Here is a 25,040-nt window from a genome sequence, read left to right on the forward strand (position 1 = left end):
AAGTAATACCTAGAAAATATAAAAATAAAAGTTTGATAAAAAATAGGATGAGAAAAGATCATCGTTTTTTAGAGGGTTTTGTATCATTGCGGCGTATTATTTACGTGTGCTTCTTAAATTGTTGTTCAACGCCTTCTAAATCTTCATCATATTTTTCGTGTGTTCGCTCGAATAATTTATGGAACATATTTCCGACATGAGCCTCTAAAACCCGAATACCCTCTCCTGTAACGCCGCCTTTTACACATACCTTTTCTTGCAGAGTTGGTAATGTGAAAACTTTTTTCTCTAGTAGTTTCCCCATCCCGATAATCATTTCACTTGCTAAAATAGTTGCTTCTTCATTGGTAATATTTGTTTTATCTACAGCAGCATCAATGAAACATTGTAGTAAGTAGCTGAAAAATGCAGGCCCGCAGCTTGCGATATCAGATGAAACCCGTGTAATACCTTCTTCAATTACAATAGGTGTGGAAATATTTTCAAATAGGCGAAGTAACTTTTGTTTCCATTCCTTCGAACAGTTTTTGCCGAATGTAAATAGTGAGGCGCCAGAGAACGCTCGGTTTGTGATGCTCGGAATAATACGTGCGACGTTACAAGATACAACCTTTTCTACTTGATCTGCTGATATGGGGCTTGTAATAGAAATTAAACATTTTTCATCAGTAAAGTAGTCAGCATGTTTTTTTAAAATTGGATAAATGTCTAAAGGTTTAACACAAATAAAAATAAGTTGAGAGCGTTCAATTACCTCTTCCACAGTCTTTGCTATATGAACAGAAGGATACTTCTCTTTTGTATGATATGCTTTGGCAGGCGTACGATTAATAATAGTAAGGCACGAAGGTTTGACAGCATGGGTTTCTAAAAATGCATCGATCAGTATATTCCCCATGTTTCCTGTCCCTATAATTCCTATGTTCAATGTTTCATCCCTCCTTCGTAACATCTTTCTCCTAAACAATATGAACCATGTTGTGAATTTATGAATTGGAGGTATTAAAATCATGCGGAATTTTCAAAAGAAGTGGCTCGCTTTATTAGGAGTTGTTGGTGTTGTAGGTATCCTTTTTATGTGGCAGACGAAGCAGCAAGCTATGCAATCGGCTGTGAAAATTGACACAAATATAAAGAGTGAAGAGAAAAAAGGAAAATTGAAATTAGCAGATTCAAAAGAAAAGAAAAAAACAATGATGATTGATATAAAAGGAGCAGTGCACCGTGAAGGGGTATATGAGGTAGAGATGGATGCACGTGTAAAAGATGGGATTGAAAAAGCAGGTGGTTTTTTACCTGAAGCGGATCGTGCAAAAGTAAATTTAGCACAGCGTATGCAAGATCAAATGCTACTTTATGTCCCAAAAAAAGGAGAGCAGGTTCAGGGAGCCAATCTACCTTCAGGGCAGGAGGAGAAAGTTCAAATTAATGTTGCATCAAAAGAGCAACTCGAAAAAATAACGGGAATTGGACCTCGAAAAGCAGAAAATATTATGAAATATCGAGAAGAACATGGCCCGTTTCAAAAAATAGAAGATTTACTGGAGGTAGATGGTATCGGAGAGAAGTCTCTTGAAAAAATAAAAAATAAAATAATTATTCCGTAAGGATTGACGAACTTTTTCTTCTTTCGCTACACTACAAGTAGATGAAAAAGTAGGTGAACATATGGAACGAATTTCTTGGGATCAATATTTTATGACGCAAAGTCACTTGTTATCACTGCGTAGCACATGTACAAGGCTTGCGGTAGGAGCGACAATTGTCCGTGATAAGAGAATTATCGCGGGCGGATATAACGGTTCAATCAAGGGTGGTGTGCATTGTATAGATGATGGATGTTACGTCATTGATAATCACTGTGTTCGTACAATTCATGCTGAAATGAATGCACTGTTGCAATGTGCGAAATTTGGTGCGAAAACAGAAGATGCGGAGATGTATGTCACGCACTTTCCTTGTTTACAATGTTGTAAAGCCATTATTCAAAGTGGTATTACAGCTGTTTATTATGCACAAGATTATAAAAATCACCCTTACGCTATAGAATTGTTTGAGCAAGCAAATGTGAAAGTGAAACATGTTCCACTAGAATATGATATTACATCAATAGAGCAACAAAAGCGTAATGTACAATTAAAAGAACTGTTTTCATCTTTAGAAAAAGATGATTTAACAATGAATGAATTACAACAAGTATTCGCTAAAGCAAAAGAGATCATATAGATGTGTGTTCAAAAAGGAGGATAAAGAGAGGCTGGTGGTTCGAGGCACGGAAGCTAGGAGAGTGCGGAGTGTAGGTGGGACTACATGAGTACCGGACTGGCGGTGCAGGTGAAGAAATGTAATAGTCATCTTTACCGGCCTTTTCGAACACCCACTATAAGGGGTGAGTATAAGTTGCGTGGACAATGGAGCTATGTTGCAATCTCGTTTGCTATGGGGATTGCAATTTCCTGTTCCTCGTTTCAGTTGTTGTCTGTTAGTGTGTTTGGTTGTTATATTTTATTCTGTATATATCGTACTTCGCACCAAGTCCTCATTTTTTGTATACTGGCAGGTTTATGTGGTTTCCTCTATACCTCATATATGGAACTGGAAAATCAGCCTTCAAAAGGGTTAGAATTTGAAATGACAGATGGTGTAATTCAAACGACACCTCTTATAAATGGTGATCGGCTTTCTTTTCAAATAGAGGTCAATGAGAGGGATACGTTGCAATTATTTTACAAAATTCAGTCAGCTAAACAAAAAGAACAGTTGGAGCAATTACATGCGGGTATGAGTTGTACATTTAAAGGAGAAATGAAAGTACCATCAGAAGCAAGGAATTTTCATGGATTTGACTATCGTGACTATTTGTATAAGCAAAAGATTCATTTTTTATTTGAAGCAAAAGAGATTTCGAATTGTACCCAAAAATCTTTGACGTTCACACAGTGGTTTTTTTTATTACGCCAAAACGCAGTGTCGATAGTTACAGAAATGTTTCCTGGGCAACCTGGAGCATTTATGAATGCGTTGTTGTTTGGTGATCGGCAACAGATGACATTTGAAGTAGAAGAACAATACCAACAGTTTGGCCTTATTCACTTATTGGCGATTTCGGGGTCGCATATTGTGCTGTTAACGGCAATTGGCTACTTTGTTTTGCTTAGGATTGGAATAACTAGGGAAATGACAACAATATGTCTCATTGTTTGTATTCCCCTTTATATGTTTTTAGCTGGGGCATCTCCATCTGTCGTGAGAGCTTCTGTAACGGGTGTTATGTTGTTGCTAGCACTCATGCATTCTATCCGTGTTACGAGTTTAGATGCACTTAGTATGACGGCTATATTGATGTTTTTATATGATCCTTATATGGCTTTTGATATTGGATTTCAATTTTCGTTTGTTGGTAGTTTTGCGCTATTGCTTTCAACGAATCGTTTATTAAAACAGGATAACGGTCTAATTCAAAATACAATCTATCTTTCATTGATTTCACAACTTGCTAGTATTCCTATTTTGTTATATCATTTTGGTTATTTTTCCCCATACAGTATTTTCCTCAATCTTATATATGTCCCGTTTTTATCTTGTATTGTGTTACCATGTAGCATCGTTATGTTTCTTTGTATGTTATTTGTTCCTTTTATATCGACATGGATGGCGCACGGATTATCAGTCTGTTTAACGCTTTCGAATGAGATTCTTCAATATTGTGAAACCCTCCCGCTTCTTCGTCTTACTTTTGGACAAACACCTCTATTTCTTATGGTTTTATATTGTTTTAGTATTATTGGTATATTTGTTGTCTGGGAAAAAGCGGCCAAAAAACGTTATTTGTTCCTAGTCGCCGGAATTTTCCTCTCTATGTGTATTTTTCATTATGTTTCGCCTTATTTCCGTGCTAGCGGAAGTGTGACTTTTATTGATGTTGGACAAGGGGATGCAATTTTGATTCGTCTTCCATATGACAAGGGAATTTATCTCGTTGATACAGGAGGGACGATTCCTGTAAAAAAAGAAGTGTGGCAGAAGAAAAAACATGAGTTTTCTGTTGGACATGATATTCTTCTCCCATTTTTACAAAAAGAAGGTATTCGAAAAATTGATAAGTTGATTGTGACACATGGTGATACAGATCATATGGGAGCGGCAGAAGAAGTAGTATCATCTATTACTGTAGAAGAAATTGTGTTTGGAAGGAAGCTAGAGGATACGGTGTTAGAAAAAGAATTGAAGCATATGGCAAAACAAAAGAATATACGAACGAACATCGTGGGAGAAGGGGATAGGTGGCAAATAGATGAAGCGGAATTTGTTGTGTTATCTCCAGAGGGCAGAGAAAATGGGGATAACGATTCTTCAATTGTGTTATGGGCAAAGATAGGTGAACTTGCATGGCTGTTTACTGGAGATCTAGAAGAGAAGGGCGAGCGTCGAATTGTAGAACAGTACCCAGAATTGCGAGCTGATATTTTAAAGGTTGGGCATCACGGTAGTAAGACATCAACCTCATCATCTTTTTTGCAACTCATCCAGCCCCGTAAAGCAATTGTTTCCGCTGGAGAACATAATCGATATGGTCATCCGCATCAGCAAGTGTTAGAACGTTTGTTAGAAATGGATATTGAAATATGGCGAACGGACAAGCAAGGAGCTATTTCCTATGTTTTTGAAGGTGAAAAGGGAACGTTTCAAAGTAAAATGACATATGATGAATGATAGAAAAGATGAAGTGAAAAAAGAAGGCTGCAAGTAGCAGCCTTTAAGAACCAATAAATTTAATAATTGTTGCGATAATGAAAAGTGTTGCGAAAAAACCAAATGAGACGATAAAACCTACCCCTGAATCAATAGCGTCATTGCGTTTACTTTGAACGTTTTGCTCAAATTCATTCATTTAGAATCCCTCCCCAACATTCCATTTTAGTATAAAATATTGTCAGAAAAAAATCTACAATTTCCATATGAAGATAAAGGGAGGTTTTAATCAGTGATACTTTCGCCCTTAGTCATTATCTCTCTTAACTAATTGAGCGTTTGATCCTGTATCTAACTTCTTTTCTTTCGTTAAATTTTGAGTGAGGGTTTTACTCGCAAATAGCGAAAGAAATAGAGAAGATATGAGTAGAGGTAAGTGTTGAATCTTATGTGAGTAAAAGGCGGGAATTTGATTTCCATGCATGTTAACAGTTAACAATTATACTTATCAGGCAGTTGCGAATAATAATAGTAAAGCGGTTACCGCACACCAATAAGAATCCCGGGACTTATTGCGTGGCGTTTTATATAGATAAAGGGACGGGCCTTAAGCCTGTTCCTTTGTACTTGTAAAACAAAAGATACCGCATTAGTATATAGATATATTGCCAAGTTAGGGAGTAGGAAAAAATATGAGTGATATACATAAGAAGATTAAAAAGAAACAGTTTGCGCCGCTGTATTTAATATATGGAACGGAAGCTTATTTTATAAATGAAACAATAAAGCTTATAACGAATGAATCGCTAGCTGAAGAAGATCGTGAATTTAATGTTGTAACGTATGACTTAGAAGAAGCGTATTTAGAAGATGTAGTAGAAGATGCACGGACGCTTCCTTTTTTTGGAGAACGTAAAATATTACTAATTAAATCCCCGTTGTTTTTAACTTCACAAAAAGAGAAATTAGAACAAAATATAAAGATTTTAGAGGAGTATATTGCAGAACCATCTCCATTTTCGCTTGTTGTATTTGTGGCCCCCTATGAAAAATTAGATGAGCGGAAAAAAATCACAAAATTATTAAAGAAAACTGCAGATGTGGTAGAAGCCAATGCGATGCAAGTGCAGGACGTTCGTAAATGGATTGTGGCTCGTGCGGATGAAGTGCATGTACATATTGAGGAAACAGCTGTTGGTTTGCTGTTAGAGCTTGTAGGAAGCAATGTAACGATGTTAGCAAAGGAAATGGACAAGTTGACCCTTTATGTTGGTATGGGAGGAGAAATTACAACAGGACTTGTGGCAGAACTTGTACCAAAATCGGTTGAACAAAATGTGTTTGCGTTAACAGAAAAGGTAGTGAAAAAAGATATTGCTGGGGCTATGCAAATTTTAGATGGATTATTTACGCAGCAAGAGGAACCGATTAAATTATTGGCATTATTAGTAAGTCAATTTCGTTTGCTATACCAAGTAAAAGAATTGCAGCAACGCGGATACGGACAAAATCAAATTGCTTCGCATATTGGTGTTCATCCATACCGAGTAAAGTTGGCGATGAATCAAACGAAACTTTTCTCGTTTGAAGAATTAAAAAAGGTTATTTTAGAATTAGCTGAAGCTGATTATAGTATGAAAACGGGGAAAATGGATAAGAAACTTGTCTTAGAGTTTTTCTTAATGCGTTTAAATCATATTGGATAAAAAATAAAAGCGAAGGCAGCTTGCTAAGAAGCGTAAGGCATTGGAGCGCTCGACTGAGAAGCGCTTTTGGCTTCGACCGAGAGTGTGAAATGGCTGGAGTTTCTAGTTGCCGTAGCTGGATAAAATAAAAGCGGAGGCAGCTTGCCAAGAAGCGTAAGGCATTGGAGCACTCGACTGAGAAGCGCTTTTGGCTTCGACCGAGAGTGTGAAATGGCTGGAGTTTCTAGTTGCTGTAGCTGGATAAAATAAAAAAGTTCATGCCGTTTGCTGCGTGAACTTTTTTTGTATATAAAAAAACGACCCGAATGGATCGTTTTTAAACGCCTTACGCGTTTACTTGTTTCGCTAAGCGAGACTTTTGACGAGCTGCAGCGTTTTGGTGGATAAGACCTTTACGAGCTGCTTTGTCAAGTTTTTTAGAAGCAGTTTTGAAAGCTTCTTTAGCATTTTCAAGATCGTTATTAGTAACTAAAGCTTCTACAGTTTTAACAGCTGTACGCATGTCAGATTTGATAGAAGCGTTATGTGCACGACGCTCTTCGCTAAGTTTAGCGCGTTTGATAGCAGATTTAATGTTTGCCATACTTTTCACCTCCCTGGTGCGATCGAGTGACTCGATACTTACATAGAACAAGTGATATTCTATCAAACGAAGAAGAGAATTGCAATAGCGAGATCAATGAAATTTCATGTAAAGGAAAGAATGACCTTATATAATTTTGGGGAATCTAACTATATTTACTATGAATTGCGGAGGAGATACGATGAAAGAACCATTAGATTTAAGTAAATACAGTGTTAGAACAGACCTTGCGGTAGAAGCTCATCAAATGTTGCAAGAACGTCAGCAAGAACAAACGGGAATTAAAGGTGTTGTTGTAAAAGAGCGTGAAGAAGAAGGGGTTACGATTACGAAAGTGATCATCGATGAGAGTGCTTCGGAAGCGATGGGTAAAAAGCCTGGAAATTATTTAACGCTTGAAGTGCAGGGGATTCGTCAACAAGATACAGAATTACAACAAAAAGTGGAACGTATTTTTGCAAAAGAATTCTCTCATTTTTTGGAAGAAATTGGAGTCTCTAAAGAGGCAAGCTGTTTAATCGTCGGATTAGGGAATTGGAATGTAACACCAGATGCGCTCGGTCCAATCGTTGTAGAAAATGTGCTTGTGACACGTCACCTTTTTAAATTACAGCCTGAAAGCGTGGAAGAAGGGTATCGTCCCGTTAGTGCAATTCGCCCAGGTGTAATGGGGATTACAGGGATTGAAACGAGTGATGTCATTTACGGCATCATTGAAAAAACAAAACCAGATTTTGTTATTGCGATTGATGCACTTGCTGCTAGGTCTATTGAACGAGTAAATAGTACGGTACAGATTTCAGATACGGGAATTCATCCTGGGTCTGGTGTAGGAAATAAACGAAAAGAACTGAGTAAAGAGACGCTCGGAATCCCGGTAATTGCCATTGGTGTTCCGACGGTTGTAGATGCTGTTTCCATTACGAGCGATACAATTGATTTTATTTTAAAACATTTTGGTCGTGAAATGAGAGAAGGCGATAAACCGTCTCGTTCTTTATTACCAGCCGGCTTTACATTTGGAGAAAAGAAAAAATTAACAGAGGAAGATATGCCGGATGAAAAAAGCCGTAATATGTTTTTAGGAGCAGTCGGTACATTGGAAGAAGAAGAAAAGCGAAAGTTAATTTATGAGGTATTATCACCTCTTGGACATAATTTAATGGTGACCCCAAAAGAAGTAGATGCGTTTATTGAAGATATGGCAAATGTAATCGCGAGTGGTTTAAATGCCGCACTCCATCATCAAATTGATCAAGATAACACAGGTGCATATACGCATTGATGAAAAGGGGCGGCCGAAATTGAGTCGATTTACGCTTCAGTGTATGAGCTGTGTGATTCTGTTTCTTTTTTTTATGATAATGGGAATTGGGATGGCTAATCATGGCTTAAAAAGCATGAAAGGTTATCGGCAACCAACGTATGAACAAGTTGCCCAAATGACGGGAACTGGGAGTGGGGATGTTAATCCTGAAATTTTAGGAGGCATATTTTCGGCACGTGAAAAACAAAAGCAGTTAGAAAATCTCAGAAGCTTTAATGTTGTAGAAGGGTTGGGAATGGGAATTGCGGAATGTATGCGAAGTATCACTAAGTTTAGTACAGATGTAGTAGTTGGAAAAATAAAAGATATTTTTAATTAATTGGGAGAATAAAAAATGGTTGTCTTATAATTTTGTAAGACAACCATTTTTTGTTACAAAAAGGTTTGTCTCTTATGTTTTGCTCGCATAAGATAAAGAGAGAAAGATTTGTCTGATAAGCAGCACTAGTTTTCATTGAATCTTTGCTGCTCTATTGATATAATCAGTGCTAGTGTATATTGGCGAGACTATTAGGAGTTGAGAACATAGATGAATAAAGAAGAAAGAGCAAAAAGGCAGTCTAACATTCGTAACTTCTCCATCATTGCTCATATTGACCACGGAAAGTCAACGTTAGCAGACCGTATTTTGGAGAAAACAAACGCTTTAACACAACGTGAAATGAAAGCTCAGTTACTTGACTCTATGGATTTAGAGCGTGAGCGTGGTATTACAATTAAATTAAATGCAGTTCAATTAACGTATAAAGCAAAAGATGGTGAAGAATATATTCTTCACTTAATCGATACACCAGGACACGTCGACTTTACGTATGAAGTATCTCGTAGTTTAGCGGCTTGTGAAGGTGCAATCCTTGTTGTTGATGCAGCGCAAGGTATTGAAGCACAAACATTAGCAAACGTATATTTAGCGCTTGATAATAATTTGGAAATTTTACCAGTTATTAATAAAATCGATTTACCGAGCGCTGATCCAGAACGTGTTCGTCAAGAAGTAGAAGATGTAATCGGTTTAGATGCATCGGAAGCTGTACTTGCTTCGGCGAAAGCTGGTATTGGTATTGAAGACATTTTAGAACAAATTGTTGAAAAAGTACCAGCTCCAGACGGCGACCCAGAAGAGCCGCTTCAATGTATGATTTTTGACTCTTTATATGATCCGTACCGCGGTGTAATTGCGTATATCCGTGTTGTAAATGGGACAGTAAAAGTTGGCGATAAAGTACGTATGATGGCAACTGGTAAAGAGTTCGAAGTAACAGAAGTAGGTGTATTCACACCGAAAACAACGCAGCGTGAAGAATTAACAGTAGGTGATGTAGGATTCTTAGCAGCATCTATTAAAAATGTGGGAGACACACGCGTTGGTGATACAATCACACATGCAAAACGCCCAGCAGCAGAGCCATTACCAGGTTACCGTAAATTAAACCCAATGGTATTCTGTGGTTTATACCCAATTGATTCTGCGCGTTATAATGATTTACGTGATGCATTAGAAAAATTGGAATTAAATGATTCTGCACTTGAGTTTGAACCAGAAACATCTCAAGCATTAGGTTTCGGTTTCCGCTGTGGATTCTTAGGTTTACTTCATATGGAAATTATTCAAGAACGTATTGAACGTGAATTCAAGATTGATTTAATTACAACAGCACCAAGTGTTATTTATAAAGTATATTTAACAAGCGGTGAAGATTTGATTGTCGATAACCCATCTAACATGCCAGATCCGCAGTCCATTGACCGTGTAGAAGAACCATTTGTAAAAGCTGCAATCATGGTTCCGAATGACTATGTTGGAGCTGTAATGGAAATTTGCCAAGGTAAACGTGGTACGTTTATTGATATGCAATATTTAGATGAAACACGTGTTACATTGACATATGAAATCCCACTTTCTGAAATCGTATATGATTTCTTCGATCAACTAAAATCAAATACGAAGGGATATGCGTCATTTGACTACGAGTTAATCGGCTATAAACCATCTAAACTTGTGAAGATGGATATTCTTTTAAATTCTGAACAAGTTGATGCATTATCATTTATCGTACATCGTGATTCAGCGTATGACCGTGGTAAAGTAATCGTAGAAAAATTAAAAGAATTAATTCCAAGACAACAGTTTGAAGTGCCAATTCAAGCGACAATTGGGAACAAAGTTGTAGCGCGTTCTACAATTAAAGCGATGCGTAAAAACGTACTTGCAAAATGTTACGGTGGTGACATTTCTCGTAAGCGTAAACTTCTTGATAAACAAAAAGAAGGTAAAAAACGTATGAAGTCTGTTGGTTCTGTAGAAGTACCACAAGAAGCATTCATGGCTGTGTTGAAAATGGATGATAACTAATAAGAAAGGAAGCCGTTTGTGCGGCTTCTTTTTCTGTATCTTTCGTACAAGGAAGAAAGTAAGGATTGCTATAGAGTTAGGAGACGAATGATGTCTGAAAATATTCGAAAAGATATTCAAGAAAAAATGCAAAATGGTGATTTTAATTGTGAAAAAGAATTAACCCTCTCTATTATTAGTGGGAAGTGGAAGGTTGTAATCTTGTGGCATTTAGGTATAGAAGGACCACATCGCTTTAGTGAGTTGCAACGCTTATTCCCGAACATTTCTCATAAGGTATTGTCTAATCAACTAAAAGAATTAATGGAAGATGGGATTATTGATCGGACGGTATATCCAGAAGTGCCTCCGCGCGTAGAATATTTTATGACGGATTTAGGCATGTCGCTTTTACCAATCGTCGAAATGATGTATGATTGGGGGAAAATGCGGATGAAGCAAATTCGTAATGGGTTAGAGAAGTAAAGGGGCCTCCGAAATGCGGAGGTTTTCTTTTTAGAAAGGTAGGAGTGAAATTTGATGCAAGCTGCATATATTCATATTCCGTTTTGTCAGCATATTTGTCACTATTGTGATTTTAATAAAGTTTTTATTGAACGTCAGCCAGTTGATCAATATTTGGAGTATTTAGAGAAAGAGATAATAAATACGGTTCAAAAGGTACCGTTTGAAAATATGAAAACGATTTTTGTTGGGGGCGGGACACCAACAGCATTAAATATGGAGCAGACTAAAAAGTTGCTTGCTATTATTAATCGTCATTTACGTCCGTTCGCTCCAGAGTGTGAATTAACGTTTGAAGCGAATCCTGGAGATTTACCGAAAGAAAAATTAAACCTATTATTAGAAGGTGGCGTGAGCCGAATCAGTTTTGGTGTGCAAACGTTTCGAGATGAATTGCTAGAGAAGATTGGACGTAAGCATACGAGGGAAGATGCATTTGTAGCGATTCGTGAGGCGCAGGAAGTTGGCTTTACGAATATTAATGTTGATTTAATTTACGCGCTGCCAGGACAAACGATAGAAGACGTGAAAGACACATTGGACATTGCTTTTACGCTTGGAGTTCAACATTTTTCTGCATATTCATTAATTGTCGAACCCAAAACCGTTTTTTATAATTTAATGAATAAGGGGAAATTAAGGCTTCCAGGGGAAGATCATGAGGCACGAATGTATGAAATAGTAATGGATGAGATGGAGAAGCACGGTTACCATCAGTATGAAATTAGTAATTTTTCAAAAGAAGGCTATGAAAGTAGGCATAATCTCACATACTGGAATAATGAAACGTATTATGGTTTTGGAGCTGGTGCTCATAGTTATGTAAATGGTGAGCGTATTCAAAATGTCGGGCCCCTTAAACAGTATTTTTCAAAAATCGATGAGACAGGATTTCCTTATTTAGATGTCCATGAGGTAACAAAAATAGAAAAAATGGAAGAGGAATTATTCTTAGGACTTCGAAAAACAAAAGGTGTTTCTAGAATAGGATTTCAACAGAAATTTGGAGTGGAGATGGATGAAATCTTTGCGAGACAGTTACTATATAACAAAGAGCATGGATTGCTAGAGGAAAAAGATGGTCATGTTTGTTTAACGAGACAAGGGAAGTTATTAGGTAATGAAGTGTTTCAATCGTTTTTAGTTGATTAACTTAGATGTTTCATGTATATGAAAAAGTTTTAATATTTCGTGACGTTTCCGTTGACAATTGAATGTCAATTTTGGTAAGTTATTAATAGATTTAGCACTCGAAGACAAAGAGTGCTAACAGAGGTGATGATGAGATGCTTACGGAACGTCAGCTCTTAATTTTACAAACAATTATTGATGACTTTATTGGATCAGCGCAGCCTGTTGGGTCAAGGACGTTGGCTAAAAAAGATGAAATTACATTTAGCTCCGCTACTATTCGAAATGAAATGGCTGATTTAGAGGAACTAGGTTTTATTGAAAAAACACACAGTTCTTCAGGAAGGGTTCCTTCAGAAAAGGGATACCGATTTTATGTAGATCATCTTTTAGCGCCACAGAATTTACCAAACGAGGAGATTGTACAGATTAAAGATTTATTTGCTGAAAGAATTTTTGAAGCAGAGAAGGTTGCACAGCAATCAGCTCAAATTTTATCAGAACTCACAAATTATACGGCGATAGTTCTTGGGCCGAAAGTGAGTACAAATAAGTTGAGAAATGTACAAATCGTTCCGCTTGATCATCAAACAGCAGTCGCAATTATTGTAACAGATACAGGGCATGTGCAAAGCAAAACGATTACCGTTCCGAAATCTGTTGATTTATCAGATTTAGAAAAAATGGTTAATATTTTAAATGAAAAACTATCGGGTGTACCGATGGCGGAATTGCATAATAAAATTTTCAAAGAGATTGTGACGGTTCTGCGTGGCTACGTCCATAATTATGATAGTGCAATAAAAATGTTGGATGGTACATTTCAAGTGCCTTTATCGGAAAAAATATACTTTGGCGGGAAAGCCAATATGCTTTCGCAACCGGAGTTTCATGACATCCAAAAGGTACGTTCCTTGCTAACTATGATTGATAATGAAGCCGCATTTTACGATATTTTGCGTAATAAACAAGTCGGTATTCAAGTGAAAATTGGTCGAGAAAATTCTTCGATTGCTATGGAGGATTGTAGTTTAATCTCTGCAACTTATTCCATTGGTGAAGAACAGATTGGGACCATTGCAATTTTAGGACCAACGAGAATGCAATACTCTCGTGTGATTAGTCTGTTACAATTGTTTACAAGACAATTTACAGACGGCTTAAACGGATTGTATAAATCAAAATAATAAATTCGCTCAAGCGGTGAACATAATCATTGCTGGTGTGTAACATAAAATATGCTTGGGTGCTCATGCTTAGCATGAGCCCAGGTGCCTTTTAAGGAGGTGAAAGTTGTGGAAGAGCGTAACGAACAAGTAGTTGAAGAAGCGCAAAATGAAGAAACTATTACAGCAAAGAGCAGTGAAGAAACTGTGGTAGAAGAAAAAAGTGAAGCGGCTCTTTTACAAGAAAAGGTAGATGAATTGCAAGTGAAACTGACGGAAACGGAAGGGCGCATGCTACGTCTACAAGCTGATTTTGAAAATTATAAGCGCCGTGTTCAAATGGATAAACAGGCTGCTGAAAAATATAGAGCACAAAGTCTTGTTTCAGATATCTTGCCAGCTCTTGATAACTTTGAAAGAGCAATGCAAGTGGAAGCAAATGACGAGCAAATGAAGTCCTTATTACAAGGTATGGAAATGGTGTATCGTCAATTGGTAGAAGCGATGACAAAAGAAGGTGTGGAAGCGATTGAAGCTGTTGGTAAACAGTTTGATCCTCATGAACACCAAGCTGTTATGCAAGTAGAAGACAGTGAATTTGAATCAAACGCGGTTGTGGAAGAATTCCAAAAAGGTTATAGACTAAAAGACCGTGTGATTCGCCCATCAATGGTAAAAGTAAATCAATAATTTACATAAAAGTAGGAGGATTCGCCATGAGTAAAATTATCGGTATTGACTTAGGTACAACAAACTCTTGTGTAGCTGTTATGGAAGGTGGAGAACCAAAGGTTATCCCAAATCCAGAAGGAAACCGTACAACGCCTTCTGTTGTAGCTTTCAAAAATGAAGAGCGTCAAGTTGGGGAAGTTGCGAAACGTCAAGCAATTACAAACCCAAACACAATCATGTCTGTTAAACGTCATATGGGTACAGACTACAAAGTAGAAGTTGAGGGTAAAGAATATACGCCTCAAGAAATTTCTGCGATCATTTTACAAAACTTAAAAGCTTCTGCTGAAGCATACTTAGGTGAAACAGTAACGAAAGCTGTTATTACAGTACCTGCATACTTCAACGATGCAGAGCGCCAAGCAACAAAAGATGCTGGTCGTATTGCTGGTTTAGAAGTTGAGCGTATTATTAACGAACCAACAGCAGCAGCGCTTGCTTACGGTTTGGAAAAACAAGATGAAGAACAAAAAATCTTAGTATATGACTTAGGTGGCGGTACATTTGACGTATCTATCCTTGAGTTAGCTGATGGAACATTTGAGGTTATTTCAACTGCTGGTGACAACCGTCTTGGTGGAGATGACTTTGACCAAGTTATCATCGATCACTTAGTAGCTGAATTCAAAAAAGAAAACAACATTGATTTAAGCCAAGATAAAATGGCGCTTCAACGTCTGAAAGATGCAGCTGAAAAAGCGAAAAAAGATCTTTCTGGTGTAACACAAACACAAATTTCATTACCATTCATTAGTGCTGGGGCTGCTGGTCCATTACACTTAGAATTAACATTAACAAGAGCGAAATTCGAAGAGCTTTCAGCAAGCCTTGTTGAAAGAACGTTAGAACCGACTCGTCGTGCATTAAAAGACGCTGGTCTATCTGCAAGCGAATTAGATCGTGTTATCCTTGTTGGTGGTTCTACTCGTATCCCAGCTGTACAAGAAGCTATTAAACGTGAAACTGGTAAAGAACCATACAAAGGTGTTAACCCTGATGAAGTTGTAGCATTAGGTGCTGCAGTTCAAGGTGGCGTGCTTACTGGTGATGTAGAAGGCGTTCTACTATTAGATGTAACTCCACTTTCTTTAGGTATCGAAACGATGGGTGGCGTATTTACAAAATTAATCGAACGTAATACAACAATTCCAACGAGTAAGTCACAAGTATTCTCAACTGCTGCTGATAACCAACCTGCAGTAGACATTCACGTACTACAAGGTGAGCGCCCGATGTCAGCTGACAACAAAACATTAGGTCGCTTCCAATTAACTGATATCCCACCAGCACCACGTGGTATTCCACAAATTGAAGTAACATTCGATATTGATGCGAACGGTATCGTTAATGTACGTGCAAAAGACTTAGGAACAAGCAAAGAACAAACAATTACAATTCAATCTTCTTCAGGTCTTTCTGATGAAGAAGTAGAGCGTATGGTAAAAGAAGCAGAATCAAATGCTGATGCAGACCAAAAACGTAAGGAAGAAGTTGAACTTCGTAATGAAGCTGACCAACTTGTATTCCAAACAGATAAAGTTGTAAAAGATTTAGAAGGTAAAGTAGATGCAGCTGAAGTGGCGAAAGCAACAGAAGCGAAAGATGCATTAAAAGCGGCAATCGAGAAAAATGATCTTGATGAAATCCGTACGAAAAAAGATTCTCTTCAAGAAATCGTACAACAACTAACTGTAAAATTGTATGAGCAAGCTCAAGCGGCTGCTGGTGCTCAGCAAGCAGAAGGTGCACAAGGTAACGCTGGTGCAAAAAATGACAATGTAGTTGATGCTGAGTTTGAAGAAGTAAAAGAAGACAAGTAATAAAACAAAATAAGTAAGATGACAAAAAGTCAAAGTCAAGCGTGCCTTGACTTTGGCTTTTTTCACGAATAAGAAAAGGGCTTAGTATGAACTAAGTATTTTAGTTAAGGGTCTTACGTTTTTGTTTTTGCATACTGTAAGTAAGGAAACTTTGTTGCAAAGCACTTTCTTTCGGTGTTAAAATTACGTTTATGTGAAAGATTCGGGGGTTACAAATTTATGAATAAAAGAGATTATTATGAGGTGCTTGGCCTTAGCAAGGGCGCATCAAAAGATGAAATCAAAAAAGCATACCGTCGTTTGGCGAAAAAATATCATCCAGACGTAAGTAAAGAAGAAAATGCAATTGAAAAATTTAAAGAAGTACAAGAAGCGTATGAAGTGTTAAGTGATGATCAAAAACGTGCGCAATACGATCAGTTTGGTCATGCGGATCCAAATCAAGGCTTTGGTGGCTTTGGCGGTGGAGATTTTGGTGGTGGATTCGGATTTGAAGACATCTTTAGCTCATTCTTTGGCGGAGGTGGCGGCAGACGTCGTGATCCAAATGCACCACGCCAAGGCGCTGATTTGCAATATCAAGTTACTTTAAATTTTGAAGAAGCTATTTTTGGTAAAGAATTAAATATCGAAATTCCAGTGGAAGATCCTTGTGATACATGTCATGGTAGCGGTGCAAAACCAGGAACTTCAAAAGAGACATGTAAACACTGTTCAGGAACAGGGCAAGTGAGTGTAGAACAAAATACGCCGTTTGGTCGCATTGTAAATCGTCAAGCGTGTAAACATTGTTCAGGAACGGGACAAATGATTAAAGAGAAATGTACAACATGTCATGGATCTGGAAAAGTACGTAAACGTAAAAAAATTAACGTTAAAATTCCAGCAGGTATTGATAATGGCCAACAAATCCGTGTGTCTGGTAAAGGTGAAGCGGGTGTGAACGGAGGCCCAGCTGGGGACTTATATGTTGTTGTTCAGGTAAGAGATCACGAATTCTTCGAGCGTGATGGGGATCATATTATTTGTGAAATGCCATTAACATTCGCACAAGTAGCACTTGGTGCTGAAGTGGAAGTCCCAACGGTTCATGGGAAAATAAAACTAAAAATTCCAGCGGGTACACAAACTGGAACGGAATTCCGTCTAAAAGGAAAAGGGGCTCCAAATGTACGTGGGTATGGACAAGGAGATCAATACGTAGTAGTTCGTGTTGTTGTACCAACGAAATTAACAGCGCATCAAAAAGAATTATTGCGTGAATTTGCAGGACAGGAAGATCAAGATGATAGCTTATTTGGAAAGCTTAAACGGGCTTTCAAAGGGGAATAATGGAAATAAAAAATGGAGTTGGTAAATTGTGAAATGGTCAGAAATTAGTATTCATACAACAGAGGAAGCAGTAGAAGCTGTCTCTCATATTTTACATGAAGCAGGTGCTAGTGGCGTAGCGATTGAAGATCCGGCAGAATTAACAAAAGAGCGTGAGCAACAGTATGGAGAAATTTATGCGTTGAATCCAGCTGAATATCCAGAGGATGGCGTGATAATAAAAGCATACTTCCCACAAACGGATTCTTTACATGAAACAGTTGCAAGTGTAAAATCATCTATTGATGTACTTCCATCTTACGACATCGAAATTGGTACAGGAAATATCACGATTAATGAAGTCGATGAGGAAGACTGGGCGACTGCTTGGAAAAAATATTATCATCCAGTTCAAATTTCTGATACATTCACAATTGTGCCGACATGGGAAGAATATACACCTTCTTCTCCAAATGAAAAAATTATTGAGTTAGATCCAGGTATGGCGTTTGGTACAGGGACGCATCCAACAACAACGATGTGTATTCGTGCGTTAGAAAAAACAGTTCAGCCAGGTAATACAGTAATTGATGTTGGAACAGGTTCAGGTGTATTAAGTATTGCAGCAGCAAAATTAGGTGCAGCGTCTGTTCAGGCATATGACTTAGATCCAGTTGCAGTTGAAAGTGCAGAGATGAATGTTCGTTTAAATAAAACGGACGATGTCGTATCTGTAGGACAAAATAGTTTATTAGAAGGTATTGAAGGCCCAGTAGATTTAATTGTAGCGAATTTACTTGCGGAAATTATTCTTTTATTCCCTGAAGATGCAGCGAGAGTTGTAAAGCAGGGCGGACTATTTATTACATCTGGTATTATTGCAGCAAAAGAAAAAATAATTTCTGAAGCTCTAGAAAAAGCTGGATTTACAATTGAAGAAGTTTTAAGAATGGAAGATTGGGTAGCAATCATTGCACGAAATGCGTAATATATAATTTATATTTATAATAAACGTAGAAGTCTCTCGCTGTATAAAGCGAGGGACTTGCCGTTTGTTATATGAAAATGATAACGTTTCGTTCTTTTCGTAAGTATGGACTTACGAAAGGAACGAAACTTTGCTAAGGTGATGAGATGCAACGTTATTTTGTAGAAGAAAAATATGTAAATAATGCAAGTATTCGCATTGTAGGCGATGATGTACATCATATCGCAAGAGTGATGCGCATGTCAGCAGGTGATCACATTTATTGCTGTGTAAACGGTAAAACGGCAATGTGTACAATTGCTGAAATTACCAGTGAATTTGTGGATAGTGCTATTGTAGAATGGGTAGAGGCGTCAAGCGAACTGCCAGTGTTCGTAACGATTGCAAGTGGACTGCCTAAAGGAGACAAGTTAGAGCTTATTTTCCAAAAAGGAACTGAGCTTGGAGCAGCTGCATTTTTACCATTTCAAGCATCTCGTTCTATCGTAAAATGGGATGCGAAAAAAGCAGATAAAAAAGTTGAGCGTTTGAAAAAAATTGTGAAAGAAGCGGCAGAACAATCGCATAGAAGTGAAATTCCAGATGTACAGGCCCCGGCATCATTTAAACAATTGCTTGCGATGAGTAGTGATTATGATGCTTGTCTTGTTGCGTATGAAGAGGAAGCAAAGCAAGGCGAAAAAGCTAATTTTGCGAAGGCTTTAGCAGCACTTGAACGCGGTCAAAGGCTGTTGATTGTATTTGGCCCAGAAGGTGGTCTATCTGAGGAAGAAATTTCTGCGCTTCGTGAACATAAATTTGTACCATGTAGTTTAGGACCGAGGATTTTACGAACGGAAACGGCGCCGCTTTACGCGTTAAGTGCTGCTTCTTATCATTTTGAATTGATGGAGTGATGATTAATGGCAACTGTTGCGTTTCACACGTTAGGTTGTAAAGTAAACCACTATGAAACAGAAGCAATTTGGCAATTATTTAAACAGGGTGGTTATGAAAGAACTGAGTATGAAAAGAAAGCTGATGTATATGTAATCAATACATGTACAGTAACAAATACTGGAGACAAAAAAAGCCGTCAAGTTATTCGACGTGCGGTACGTCAAAATCCGGACGCTGTTATTTGTGTAACAGGATGTTACGCACAAACATCTCCAGCGGAAATCATGGCGATTCCAGGTGTAGATATCGTAGTTGGTACACAAGATCGTGAAAAAATGCTAGGGTATATTGAAGAGTTCCGTAAAGAACGTCAGCCAATCAATGCCGTCCGCAACATTATGAAAACACGTGTATATGAAGAGCTTGATGTACCGTATTTCACTGATCGTACACGTGCATCTTTAAAAATACAAGAAGGTTGTAATAACTTTTGTACGTTCTGTATCATTCCTTGGGCACGTGGTTTAATGCGTTCTCGTGATGGAAAAGAAGTTATTCATCAGGCGCAGCAATTAGTTGATGCAGGGTATAAAGAAATCGTATTAACTGGTATTCATACAGGTGGATACGGTGAAGACATGAAGGATTATAACTTAGCTGGATTACTTCGCGATATGGAAGCAGAGGTAACTGGTTTAAAACGCCTTCGTATCTCTTCAATCGAAGCGAGTCAAATTTCAGATGAAGTAATTGAAGTGCTAGATAAATCTGAAGTAGTTGTGCGTCACTTGCACATTCCGCTGCAATCAGGTTCTAACACTGTACTAAAACGTATGCGCCGTAAGTATACAATGGAGTTTTTCCAAGAGCGTTTAGATCGTTTAAAAGAAGCGTTACCAGGCCTTGCGATTACATCTGATGTAATTGTTGGTTTCCCTGGTGAAACGGAAGAGGAGTTTATGGAAACATATAATTTCATTAAAGAAAACCGTTTCTCTGAATTACACGTGTTCCCTTATTCGAAACGTACAGGAACACCTGCGGCTCGTATGGATGACCAAATTCCTGAGGAAGTCAAAAATGATCGTGTGCACCGCCTAATTGAATTATCAAATCAATTGGCGAAAGAGTATGCTTCTCAATTTGAAGGGGAAGTTCTTGAAATTATTCCAGAAGAGCCTTTCAAAGATGGCGATCGCGAAGGATTATATGTAGGTTATACAGATAATTACTTAAAAGTTGTGTTTGAAGGATCTGAAGAATTAATCGGTAAACTAGTAAAAGTGAAGATTACAAAAGCTGGTTATCCATATAACGAAGCGCAATTTGTTCGTGTTCTTGAAGATGATGTGAAAAAAGAATCAGCAAGCGCGTAATAGGAAAGCATGCAAACGAAAAAGGGTTTGCATGCTTTTTTCTTTGCTGGAGAAGTTAAGATATGAAGATGTAATATTTCATGCTATAATGCTAACCGTTATGGTTGTCAGACGACCGTGTAGTGAAGAAAGGGGCATATGAAAAATGAACTATGCAAAATTAATTGACCACACATTATTAAAACCGGATACAAAAAAAGAAGCGATTGTTACGTTATGTGAAGAAGCAAAAAAGCATGACTTTGCGTCTGTATGTGTAAACCCTACTTGGGTTGAGACTGCAGCTGAATTATTAAAAGGTACAGATGTAAAAGTTTGTACAGTAATCGGCTTCCCGCTTGGGGCGAATACACCAGAAACAAAAGCGTTTGAAACAAAAGATGCAATTGCAAAAGGTGCAACGGAAGTTGATATGGTAATTAACATTGGTGCATTAAAAGATAAAAATGATGAATTAGTAGAGCGTGATGTTCGTGCGGTTGTAGAAGCTGCAAAAGGAAAAGCGCTTGTGAAAATTATTATTGAAACGTGCCTATTAACAGAAGAAGAAAAAGTTCGTGCTTGTAAATTATCTGTAAAATCAGGTGTGGATTTTGTAAAAACATCAACAGGCTTCTCAACAGGTGGAGCAACAGTGGGAGACGTAGCACTAATGAGAAAAACAGTTGGACCAGAAATTGGTGTGAAAGCTTCTGGTGGTGTTCGTAACGGAGAAGATATGGATAGAATGGTAGAAGCAGGAGCGACGCGTATCGGTACAAGTGCAGGCGTAGCTTTAGTGAGTGGAAAAACAGCAACAACGGATTATTAATTTAAAAGTGGAAGTTGTTCGTTCAGAATTGGAGGGTATTGAAGCTGATACTCTTCTTTTATTCTGTCAAATAGTTGACCTGAAGTGACAAAATGTATTATAATCGTAAAAGACATGCTGAAGAAGTGTTTCTTTTTGCATGCTGAAGTTAGTATGTAAGTGTGATGTTTCGGAGGGAGGGAAAGAGAATGTCAAAAACAGTCGTTCGTAAAAACGAGTCTTTGGAGGATGCACTTCGCCGTTTTAAAAGATCGGTTTCTAAAACTGGTACACTTGCTGAAGCAAGAAAGCGCGAGTTTTATGAAAAACCAAGTGTAAAACGTAAGAAGAAATCTGAAGCGGCAAGAAAGCGTAAATTCTAAGAGAGGGTGTAAGTTATGAGTCTTCTCGGTCGTTTAAACGATGATATGAAACAAGCGATGAAGAATAAACAAAAAGAAAAATTAACCGTTATTCGTATGGTTAAGGCTGCTTTGCAAAATGAAGGAATTAAACTGCAACAAACTCTTACTGAAGAAGAGGAATTAACAGTTTTAACTCGTGAAGTAAAACAGCGTAAGGACTCCCTCCTTGAATTTAAAAAAGCGGGTCGTGATGACCTTGTTGATAAACTGCAAAGTGAAATTCAGATTTTAAATACGTATTTACCTGAACAACTAACAGAAGAAGAGCTAGCGAATGTAATTAAGCAAGTAATTTCTGAGGTTGGTGCTGCTTCTAAAGCAGATATGGGTAAAGTGATGAGTGCTGTTATGCCGAAAGTAAAAGGTAAAGCAGACGGATCACAAGTGAATAAGCTGGTTGCACAGCTATTAGCATAAAAAAGCGTCTCATGAGAAATGAGACGTTTTTTTATGCTTTTTTTCTATTTGGACGTGATATTACAAGCCCTTTTTTCATACATATGGGATGAGAGGGGGGTCTTGGAGATGAAGAAATTAGTGCAAATGAAAAATTGGCTAACGAAGCAAATAGACCTACCAGTGGATGTGTTAATGGATCTACCTCGTATTACTCTTGTCGGGCAAGTGCATATTTATATAGAAAATCATCGAGGATTATTAGTATTTACAGATAAAGAAGTACGGTTGTTATTAAAACATGGTCAATTATTAATAAAAGGGCAATCATTTGTGATTAAAACGATTCTTCCAGAAGAACTTTTGTTGGAGGGGAATATTGAACAAGTAATGTTTTTAGAAAGTGAGAAGAAAGATACACCATAATAAAACTTCCATTAGTGAAGTTTTTCTTCTTATCTCGCTTCGTACGAGCTATTTGAATGTTAAAAGTTGAAAAAAGCACTATGAAAATAGTCGCATAACACCTGTGCTTTTGAGAAAGGTAGTGGGGGCTGACGATGAAAAATCAATGGTTTACACGATGGGTTGGATATGTGAAGGTTCGAATTGAAGGTAGAGGAGCGGAGCGTTTTATTAATGAATGTGTGCGTAGAAATTTAGTTGTATGGGATGTAAAAAAGATTGCAGAAGATACATTAGTATTTTTTATGTTACTTCGTGATGTGAAACGGCTGAGACCGATTTATCGAAAAAATGAATGCGAGCTATACTTTATTGGACGTTTCGGTTTTCCGTTTTGGAATAAGCGATTGCTTAAGAATAGTGGTTTTCTAATTGGGTTTCTTATCTTTTTTTTCGGTATGATTGCTTTATCAAACATGGTCTGGAAAATTGAGATTACAGGGGCGAAACCAGAAACAGAATATATTCTTATGAAAGAATTGGACAAAATGGGCATTAAAAAAGGAAGATTGCAATTTCAAATGCCGAGTGTAGAGGATGTTCAACGTCATTTAACAGATAATATTAATGCAATTACGTGGGCTGGTTTAGAGATAAAGGGAACAACATATCATTTTAAAATCGTTGAAAAAAATGAGCCGGAGAAGGAGAAAGAGCAAAAGCCACAACATTTAGTTGCAAAAAAAGAGGCGATAGTTACAAAAACATTTGTGGAAACTGGAAAACCAGTTGTAATGAAAAATGATTATGTGCAAAAGGGACAACTTCTTGTGTCAGGAATGTTTGGAAAAGAGGATAATCCAACGATTGTTTCTGCTAAAGGAATTGTATATGGCGAAACATGGTATGAATCTGAAGTGACAGTTCCTTTAAAAACAACGTTTCAAGTGTATACAGGAAATTCATATAATGAGCATTATCTTCGTTTTGGAAGTGTTAAAATAAAAATATGGGGATTTCAGCATGATAAGTATAAGCGGCCTCGTACTGAGAATATCAAACATGATGTGAAACTATTCGGTTTTTCATTGCCTATTTCTTATGAGAAGGAAATTGTGCGTGAAGAGGAAGAAGCGAACCGTGAATATACAGAAAAACAAGCGATGCAAGTAGCAAAGGAAATGGCTGCAAAAGAACTAAAGAAAAAATTGGATGAACATGCTATGATTGTAAGTGATAAGATTTTGCGTAAAGAGGTTGAGGTAGATCATCTAAGAGTGACATTACATTATACAGTGATTGAAAATATTGCAGAGCCACAACCGATATCTGAATCCGACATTCAAGGAGACTGAGTAATGGCAGAACAATTAGTAGAAATGAATCAACAAGTGGAAAATCATAATGAAGCAATTGCTCTATTTGGAGTGAATGATGCACATTTGAAAGTAATTGAGCGAGAACTTGCTGTATCTATCGTAACGCGAGGTGAATCTGTCCGTGTATCTGGAACAGATGAAGCGGTGGTGCTTGTTGAAAAAATCTTACAGCAATTACTTGCTGTTATTCGTAAAGGTGTATCAATCTCTGAACGAGATGTTGCATATGCAATTCAGCTTGGTCGGCAAGGAAAAATAACTCATTTTGAAGAGCTATATGAAGAGGAACTTTTTAAAACAGCAAAAGGTAAATCCATCCGTATGAAAACAATGGGGCAAAGACAGTACATTCATGCGATGAAGAAGAATGATATTGTATTTGGAATAGGGCCTGCTGGTACAGGGAAGACGTATTTAGCTGTGGTAATGGCTGTACGAGCATTAAAGCAAGGGTATGTAAAAAAGATTATTTTAACGAGACCAGCTGTAGAAGCAGGGGAAAGCTTAGGTTTTTTACCAGGTGATTTAAAAGAAAAGGTAGACCCTTATTTACGTCCTTTATACGATGCACTTCATGATATTCTTGGGCAAGAATATACGCAGCGTATGCTAGAGAGAGGAACGATTGAAATTGCACCTCTTGCGTATATGAGGGGGCGTACGTTGGATGATTCATTCGTTATTTTGGATGAAGCCCAAAATACAACTGGTGCTCAAATTAAAATGTTTTTAACTCGCCTAGGCTTTAGCTCAAAAATGGTTGTTACTGGCGATCCATCACAGGTTGACTTACCAAAGGGAGTAAAGTCAGGTCTTTCAATTGCTGCAAACGTTTTATCAGGAGTATCAGGTCTTTCATTTGTTATATTAGAACAATCAGATGTTGTAAGACATCCCCTTGTGCAGCGGATTATCGAGGCATATGATAAAATGGAATGATCCTATTTGTAAGGATCATTTCTTTTTGTATGATAGAGATAGAGGAAAGGGTTGGCGAATAGCTTATTTTTTACTATCATTAAAGGATGGACAAGTAGATTTATGTATTTGTGAGTGTACAATACAATTTAAAAGCCT

25 protein-coding genes are annotated in these 25,040 nt (G+C 37.6%); 22 read left to right on the forward strand and 3 right to left on the reverse strand.

Annotated features, from left to right (window positions below; translation table 11 throughout):
* Positions 1-100: 100 nt before the first annotated feature.
* Positions 101-928 carry a late competence protein ComER gene (comER, locus tag M014_RS0100120; protein ID WP_026589868.1) on the reverse strand — a complete coding sequence of 276 codons (828 nt, stop codon included), beginning with the start codon at positions 926-928 and terminating at the stop codon, positions 101-103.
* Between the two features lie 82 nt (positions 929-1,010).
* Between comER and M014_RS0100125 the strand changes: the two genes are divergently transcribed.
* From M014_RS0100125 to M014_RS0100135, 3 genes are all read left to right on the forward strand, one after another.
* Positions 1,011-1,607: a helix-hairpin-helix domain-containing protein gene (locus M014_RS0100125; RefSeq protein ID WP_026589869.1), complete on the forward strand. Its 597-nt coding sequence runs from the start codon at positions 1,011-1,013 to the stop codon at positions 1,605-1,607.
* A gap of 61 nt (positions 1,608-1,668) precedes the next feature.
* Complete coding sequence (locus M014_RS0100130; protein ID WP_026589870.1) at positions 1,669-2,226, forward strand: ComE operon protein 2; 558 nt, start codon at positions 1,669-1,671, stop codon at positions 2,224-2,226.
* 174 nt (positions 2,227-2,400) lie between these two features.
* Positions 2,401-4,713, forward strand: coding sequence for a DNA internalization-related competence protein ComEC/Rec2 (locus M014_RS0100135; protein WP_026589871.1), 2,313 nt, complete (start codon positions 2,401-2,403; stop codon positions 4,711-4,713).
* Between the two features lie 43 nt (positions 4,714-4,756).
* On the opposite strand, the gene M014_RS27645 is transcribed toward M014_RS0100135, so the two are convergent.
* On the reverse strand, positions 4,757-4,891 hold the full coding sequence (locus M014_RS27645) for a YqzM family protein (RefSeq protein WP_001001652.1): 135 nt from the start codon (positions 4,889-4,891) through the stop codon (positions 4,757-4,759).
* 493 nt (positions 4,892-5,384) lie between these two features.
* On the opposite strand from M014_RS27645, the gene holA reads away from it, so the two are divergent.
* The gene (holA, locus tag M014_RS0100145; protein WP_026589872.1) at positions 5,385-6,398 is read left to right on the forward strand and encodes a DNA polymerase III subunit delta; all 1,014 of its coding nucleotides are present in this window, start codon (positions 5,385-5,387) and stop codon (positions 6,396-6,398) included.
* Between the two features lie 325 nt (positions 6,399-6,723).
* On the opposite strand, the gene rpsT is transcribed toward holA, so the two are convergent.
* On the reverse strand, positions 6,724-6,981 hold the full coding sequence (rpsT, locus tag M014_RS0100150; protein ID WP_001274013.1) for a 30S ribosomal protein S20: 258 nt from the start codon (positions 6,979-6,981) through the stop codon (positions 6,724-6,726).
* 181 nt (positions 6,982-7,162) lie between these two features.
* Here rpsT and gpr point away from each other — a divergent pair, with 181 nt between their 5' ends.
* From gpr to M014_RS0100240, 18 genes are all read left to right on the forward strand, one after another.
* A complete protein-coding gene (gene gpr / locus M014_RS0100155) occupies positions 7,163-8,266 on the forward strand; it encodes a GPR endopeptidase (RefSeq protein ID WP_026589873.1) in 1,104 nt (367 codons plus the stop codon).
* Positions 8,267-8,309: 43 nt separating this feature from the next.
* Positions 8,310-8,627 (forward strand): DUF3679 domain-containing protein, encoded by a 318-nt coding sequence (locus M014_RS0100160; RefSeq protein WP_081810949.1) that lies wholly within the window; start codon positions 8,310-8,312, stop codon positions 8,625-8,627.
* A gap of 210 nt (positions 8,628-8,837) precedes the next feature.
* Positions 8,838-10,661 carry an elongation factor 4 gene (lepA, locus tag M014_RS0100165; RefSeq protein WP_026589875.1) on the forward strand — a complete coding sequence of 608 codons (1,824 nt, stop codon included), beginning with the start codon at positions 8,838-8,840 and terminating at the stop codon, positions 10,659-10,661.
* Between the two features lie 90 nt (positions 10,662-10,751).
* A complete protein-coding gene (locus M014_RS0100170; RefSeq protein ID WP_026589876.1) occupies positions 10,752-11,126 on the forward strand; it encodes a winged helix-turn-helix transcriptional regulator in 375 nt (124 codons plus the stop codon).
* 51 nt (positions 11,127-11,177) lie between these two features.
* Complete coding sequence (gene hemW, locus M014_RS0100175; RefSeq protein WP_026589877.1) at positions 11,178-12,317, forward strand: radical SAM family heme chaperone HemW; 1,140 nt, start codon at positions 11,178-11,180, stop codon at positions 12,315-12,317.
* Positions 12,318-12,451: 134 nt separating this feature from the next.
* Complete coding sequence (gene hrcA / locus M014_RS0100180) at positions 12,452-13,483, forward strand: heat-inducible transcriptional repressor HrcA (protein ID WP_026589878.1); 1,032 nt, start codon at positions 12,452-12,454, stop codon at positions 13,481-13,483.
* A gap of 108 nt (positions 13,484-13,591) precedes the next feature.
* Complete coding sequence (grpE, locus tag M014_RS0100185) at positions 13,592-14,152, forward strand: nucleotide exchange factor GrpE (RefSeq protein WP_026589879.1); 561 nt, start codon at positions 13,592-13,594, stop codon at positions 14,150-14,152.
* A gap of 26 nt (positions 14,153-14,178) precedes the next feature.
* Positions 14,179-16,014 carry a chaperone protein DnaK gene (gene dnaK / locus M014_RS0100190; protein ID WP_026589880.1) on the forward strand — a complete coding sequence of 612 codons (1,836 nt, stop codon included), beginning with the start codon at positions 14,179-14,181 and terminating at the stop codon, positions 16,012-16,014.
* Positions 16,015-16,233: 219 nt separating this feature from the next.
* Positions 16,234-17,346: a chaperone protein DnaJ gene (gene dnaJ / locus M014_RS0100195; RefSeq protein WP_026589881.1), complete on the forward strand. Its 1,113-nt coding sequence runs from the start codon at positions 16,234-16,236 to the stop codon at positions 17,344-17,346.
* Between the two features lie 28 nt (positions 17,347-17,374).
* A complete protein-coding gene (gene prmA, locus M014_RS0100200) occupies positions 17,375-18,313 on the forward strand; it encodes a 50S ribosomal protein L11 methyltransferase (RefSeq protein WP_026589882.1) in 939 nt (312 codons plus the stop codon).
* A 146-nt stretch (positions 18,314-18,459) separates the two neighbouring features.
* Entirely contained in the window at positions 18,460-19,209 is a 750-nt protein-coding gene (locus M014_RS0100205; RefSeq protein WP_026589883.1) for a 16S rRNA (uracil(1498)-N(3))-methyltransferase, read from the forward strand.
* A 6-nt stretch (positions 19,210-19,215) separates the two neighbouring features.
* Positions 19,216-20,568 (forward strand): tRNA (N(6)-L-threonylcarbamoyladenosine(37)-C(2))-methylthiotransferase MtaB, encoded by a 1,353-nt coding sequence (mtaB, locus tag M014_RS0100210; RefSeq protein ID WP_026589884.1) that lies wholly within the window; start codon positions 19,216-19,218, stop codon positions 20,566-20,568.
* A gap of 145 nt (positions 20,569-20,713) precedes the next feature.
* Positions 20,714-21,379 (forward strand): deoxyribose-phosphate aldolase, encoded by a 666-nt coding sequence (gene deoC / locus M014_RS0100215; RefSeq protein ID WP_026589885.1) that lies wholly within the window; start codon positions 20,714-20,716, stop codon positions 21,377-21,379.
* A 188-nt stretch (positions 21,380-21,567) separates the two neighbouring features.
* Complete coding sequence (gene rpsU / locus M014_RS0100220; protein ID WP_000048061.1) at positions 21,568-21,741, forward strand: 30S ribosomal protein S21; 174 nt, start codon at positions 21,568-21,570, stop codon at positions 21,739-21,741.
* Positions 21,742-21,756: 15 nt separating this feature from the next.
* Positions 21,757-22,200 carry a GatB/YqeY domain-containing protein gene (locus M014_RS0100225; RefSeq protein ID WP_026589886.1) on the forward strand — a complete coding sequence of 148 codons (444 nt, stop codon included), beginning with the start codon at positions 21,757-21,759 and terminating at the stop codon, positions 22,198-22,200.
* A 108-nt stretch (positions 22,201-22,308) separates the two neighbouring features.
* Positions 22,309-22,605, forward strand: a complete 297-nt coding sequence (yqfC, locus tag M014_RS0100230; protein ID WP_026589887.1) for a sporulation protein YqfC — start codon at positions 22,309-22,311, stop codon at positions 22,603-22,605.
* 134 nt (positions 22,606-22,739) lie between these two features.
* Positions 22,740-23,939, forward strand: coding sequence for a sporulation protein YqfD (gene yqfD, locus M014_RS0100235; protein WP_026589888.1), 1,200 nt, complete (start codon positions 22,740-22,742; stop codon positions 23,937-23,939).
* Between the two features lie 3 nt (positions 23,940-23,942).
* The gene (locus M014_RS0100240; protein ID WP_026589889.1) at positions 23,943-24,902 is read left to right on the forward strand and encodes a PhoH family protein; all 960 of its coding nucleotides are present in this window, start codon (positions 23,943-23,945) and stop codon (positions 24,900-24,902) included.
* Positions 24,903-25,040 lie beyond the last annotated feature (138 nt).

The organism is Bacillus sp. UNC437CL72CviS29 (assembly GCF_000482345.1).
Lineage (GTDB): Bacteria > Bacillota > Bacilli > Bacillales > Bacillaceae_G > Bacillus_A > Bacillus_A arachidis.

Bases quoted from the DNA above. Each gene is read 5' to 3' on its own strand.
- M014_RS0100125 (WP_026589869.1), top strand. From the start codon at position 1,011: ATGCGGAATTTTCAAAAGAAGTGGCTCGCTTTATTAGGAGTTGTTGGT.
- M014_RS0100130 (WP_026589870.1), top strand. From the start codon at position 1,669: ATGGAACGAATTTCTTGGGATCAATATTTTATGACGCAAAGTCACTTG.
- M014_RS27645 (WP_001001652.1), bottom strand. From the start codon at position 4,891: ATGAATGAATTTGAGCAAAACGTTCAAAGTAAACGCAATGACGCTATT.
- holA (WP_026589872.1), top strand. From the start codon at position 5,385: ATGAGTGATATACATAAGAAGATTAAAAAGAAACAGTTTGCGCCGCTG.
- rpsT (WP_001274013.1), bottom strand. From the start codon at position 6,981: ATGGCAAACATTAAATCTGCTATCAAACGCGCTAAACTTAGCGAAGAG.
- gpr (WP_026589873.1), top strand. From the start codon at position 7,163: ATGAAAGAACCATTAGATTTAAGTAAATACAGTGTTAGAACAGACCTT.
- M014_RS0100160 (WP_081810949.1), top strand. From the start codon at position 8,310: ATGAGCTGTGTGATTCTGTTTCTTTTTTTTATGATAATGGGAATTGGG.
- lepA (WP_026589875.1), top strand. From the start codon at position 8,838: ATGAATAAAGAAGAAAGAGCAAAAAGGCAGTCTAACATTCGTAACTTC.
- M014_RS0100170 (WP_026589876.1), top strand. From the start codon at position 10,752: ATGTCTGAAAATATTCGAAAAGATATTCAAGAAAAAATGCAAAATGGT.
- hrcA (WP_026589878.1), top strand. From the start codon at position 12,452: ATGCTTACGGAACGTCAGCTCTTAATTTTACAAACAATTATTGATGAC.
- dnaK (WP_026589880.1), top strand. From the start codon at position 14,179: ATGAGTAAAATTATCGGTATTGACTTAGGTACAACAAACTCTTGTGTA.
- dnaJ (WP_026589881.1), top strand. From the start codon at position 16,234: ATGAATAAAAGAGATTATTATGAGGTGCTTGGCCTTAGCAAGGGCGCA.
- M014_RS0100205 (WP_026589883.1), top strand. From the start codon at position 18,460: ATGCAACGTTATTTTGTAGAAGAAAAATATGTAAATAATGCAAGTATT.
- mtaB (WP_026589884.1), top strand. From the start codon at position 19,216: ATGGCAACTGTTGCGTTTCACACGTTAGGTTGTAAAGTAAACCACTAT.
- deoC (WP_026589885.1), top strand. From the start codon at position 20,714: ATGAACTATGCAAAATTAATTGACCACACATTATTAAAACCGGATACA.
- rpsU (WP_000048061.1), top strand. From the start codon at position 21,568: ATGTCAAAAACAGTCGTTCGTAAAAACGAGTCTTTGGAGGATGCACTT.
- M014_RS0100225 (WP_026589886.1), top strand. From the start codon at position 21,757: ATGAGTCTTCTCGGTCGTTTAAACGATGATATGAAACAAGCGATGAAG.
- yqfC (WP_026589887.1), top strand. From the start codon at position 22,309: ATGAAGAAATTAGTGCAAATGAAAAATTGGCTAACGAAGCAAATAGAC.
- yqfD (WP_026589888.1), top strand. From the start codon at position 22,740: ATGAAAAATCAATGGTTTACACGATGGGTTGGATATGTGAAGGTTCGA.
- M014_RS0100240 (WP_026589889.1), top strand. From the start codon at position 23,943: ATGGCAGAACAATTAGTAGAAATGAATCAACAAGTGGAAAATCATAAT.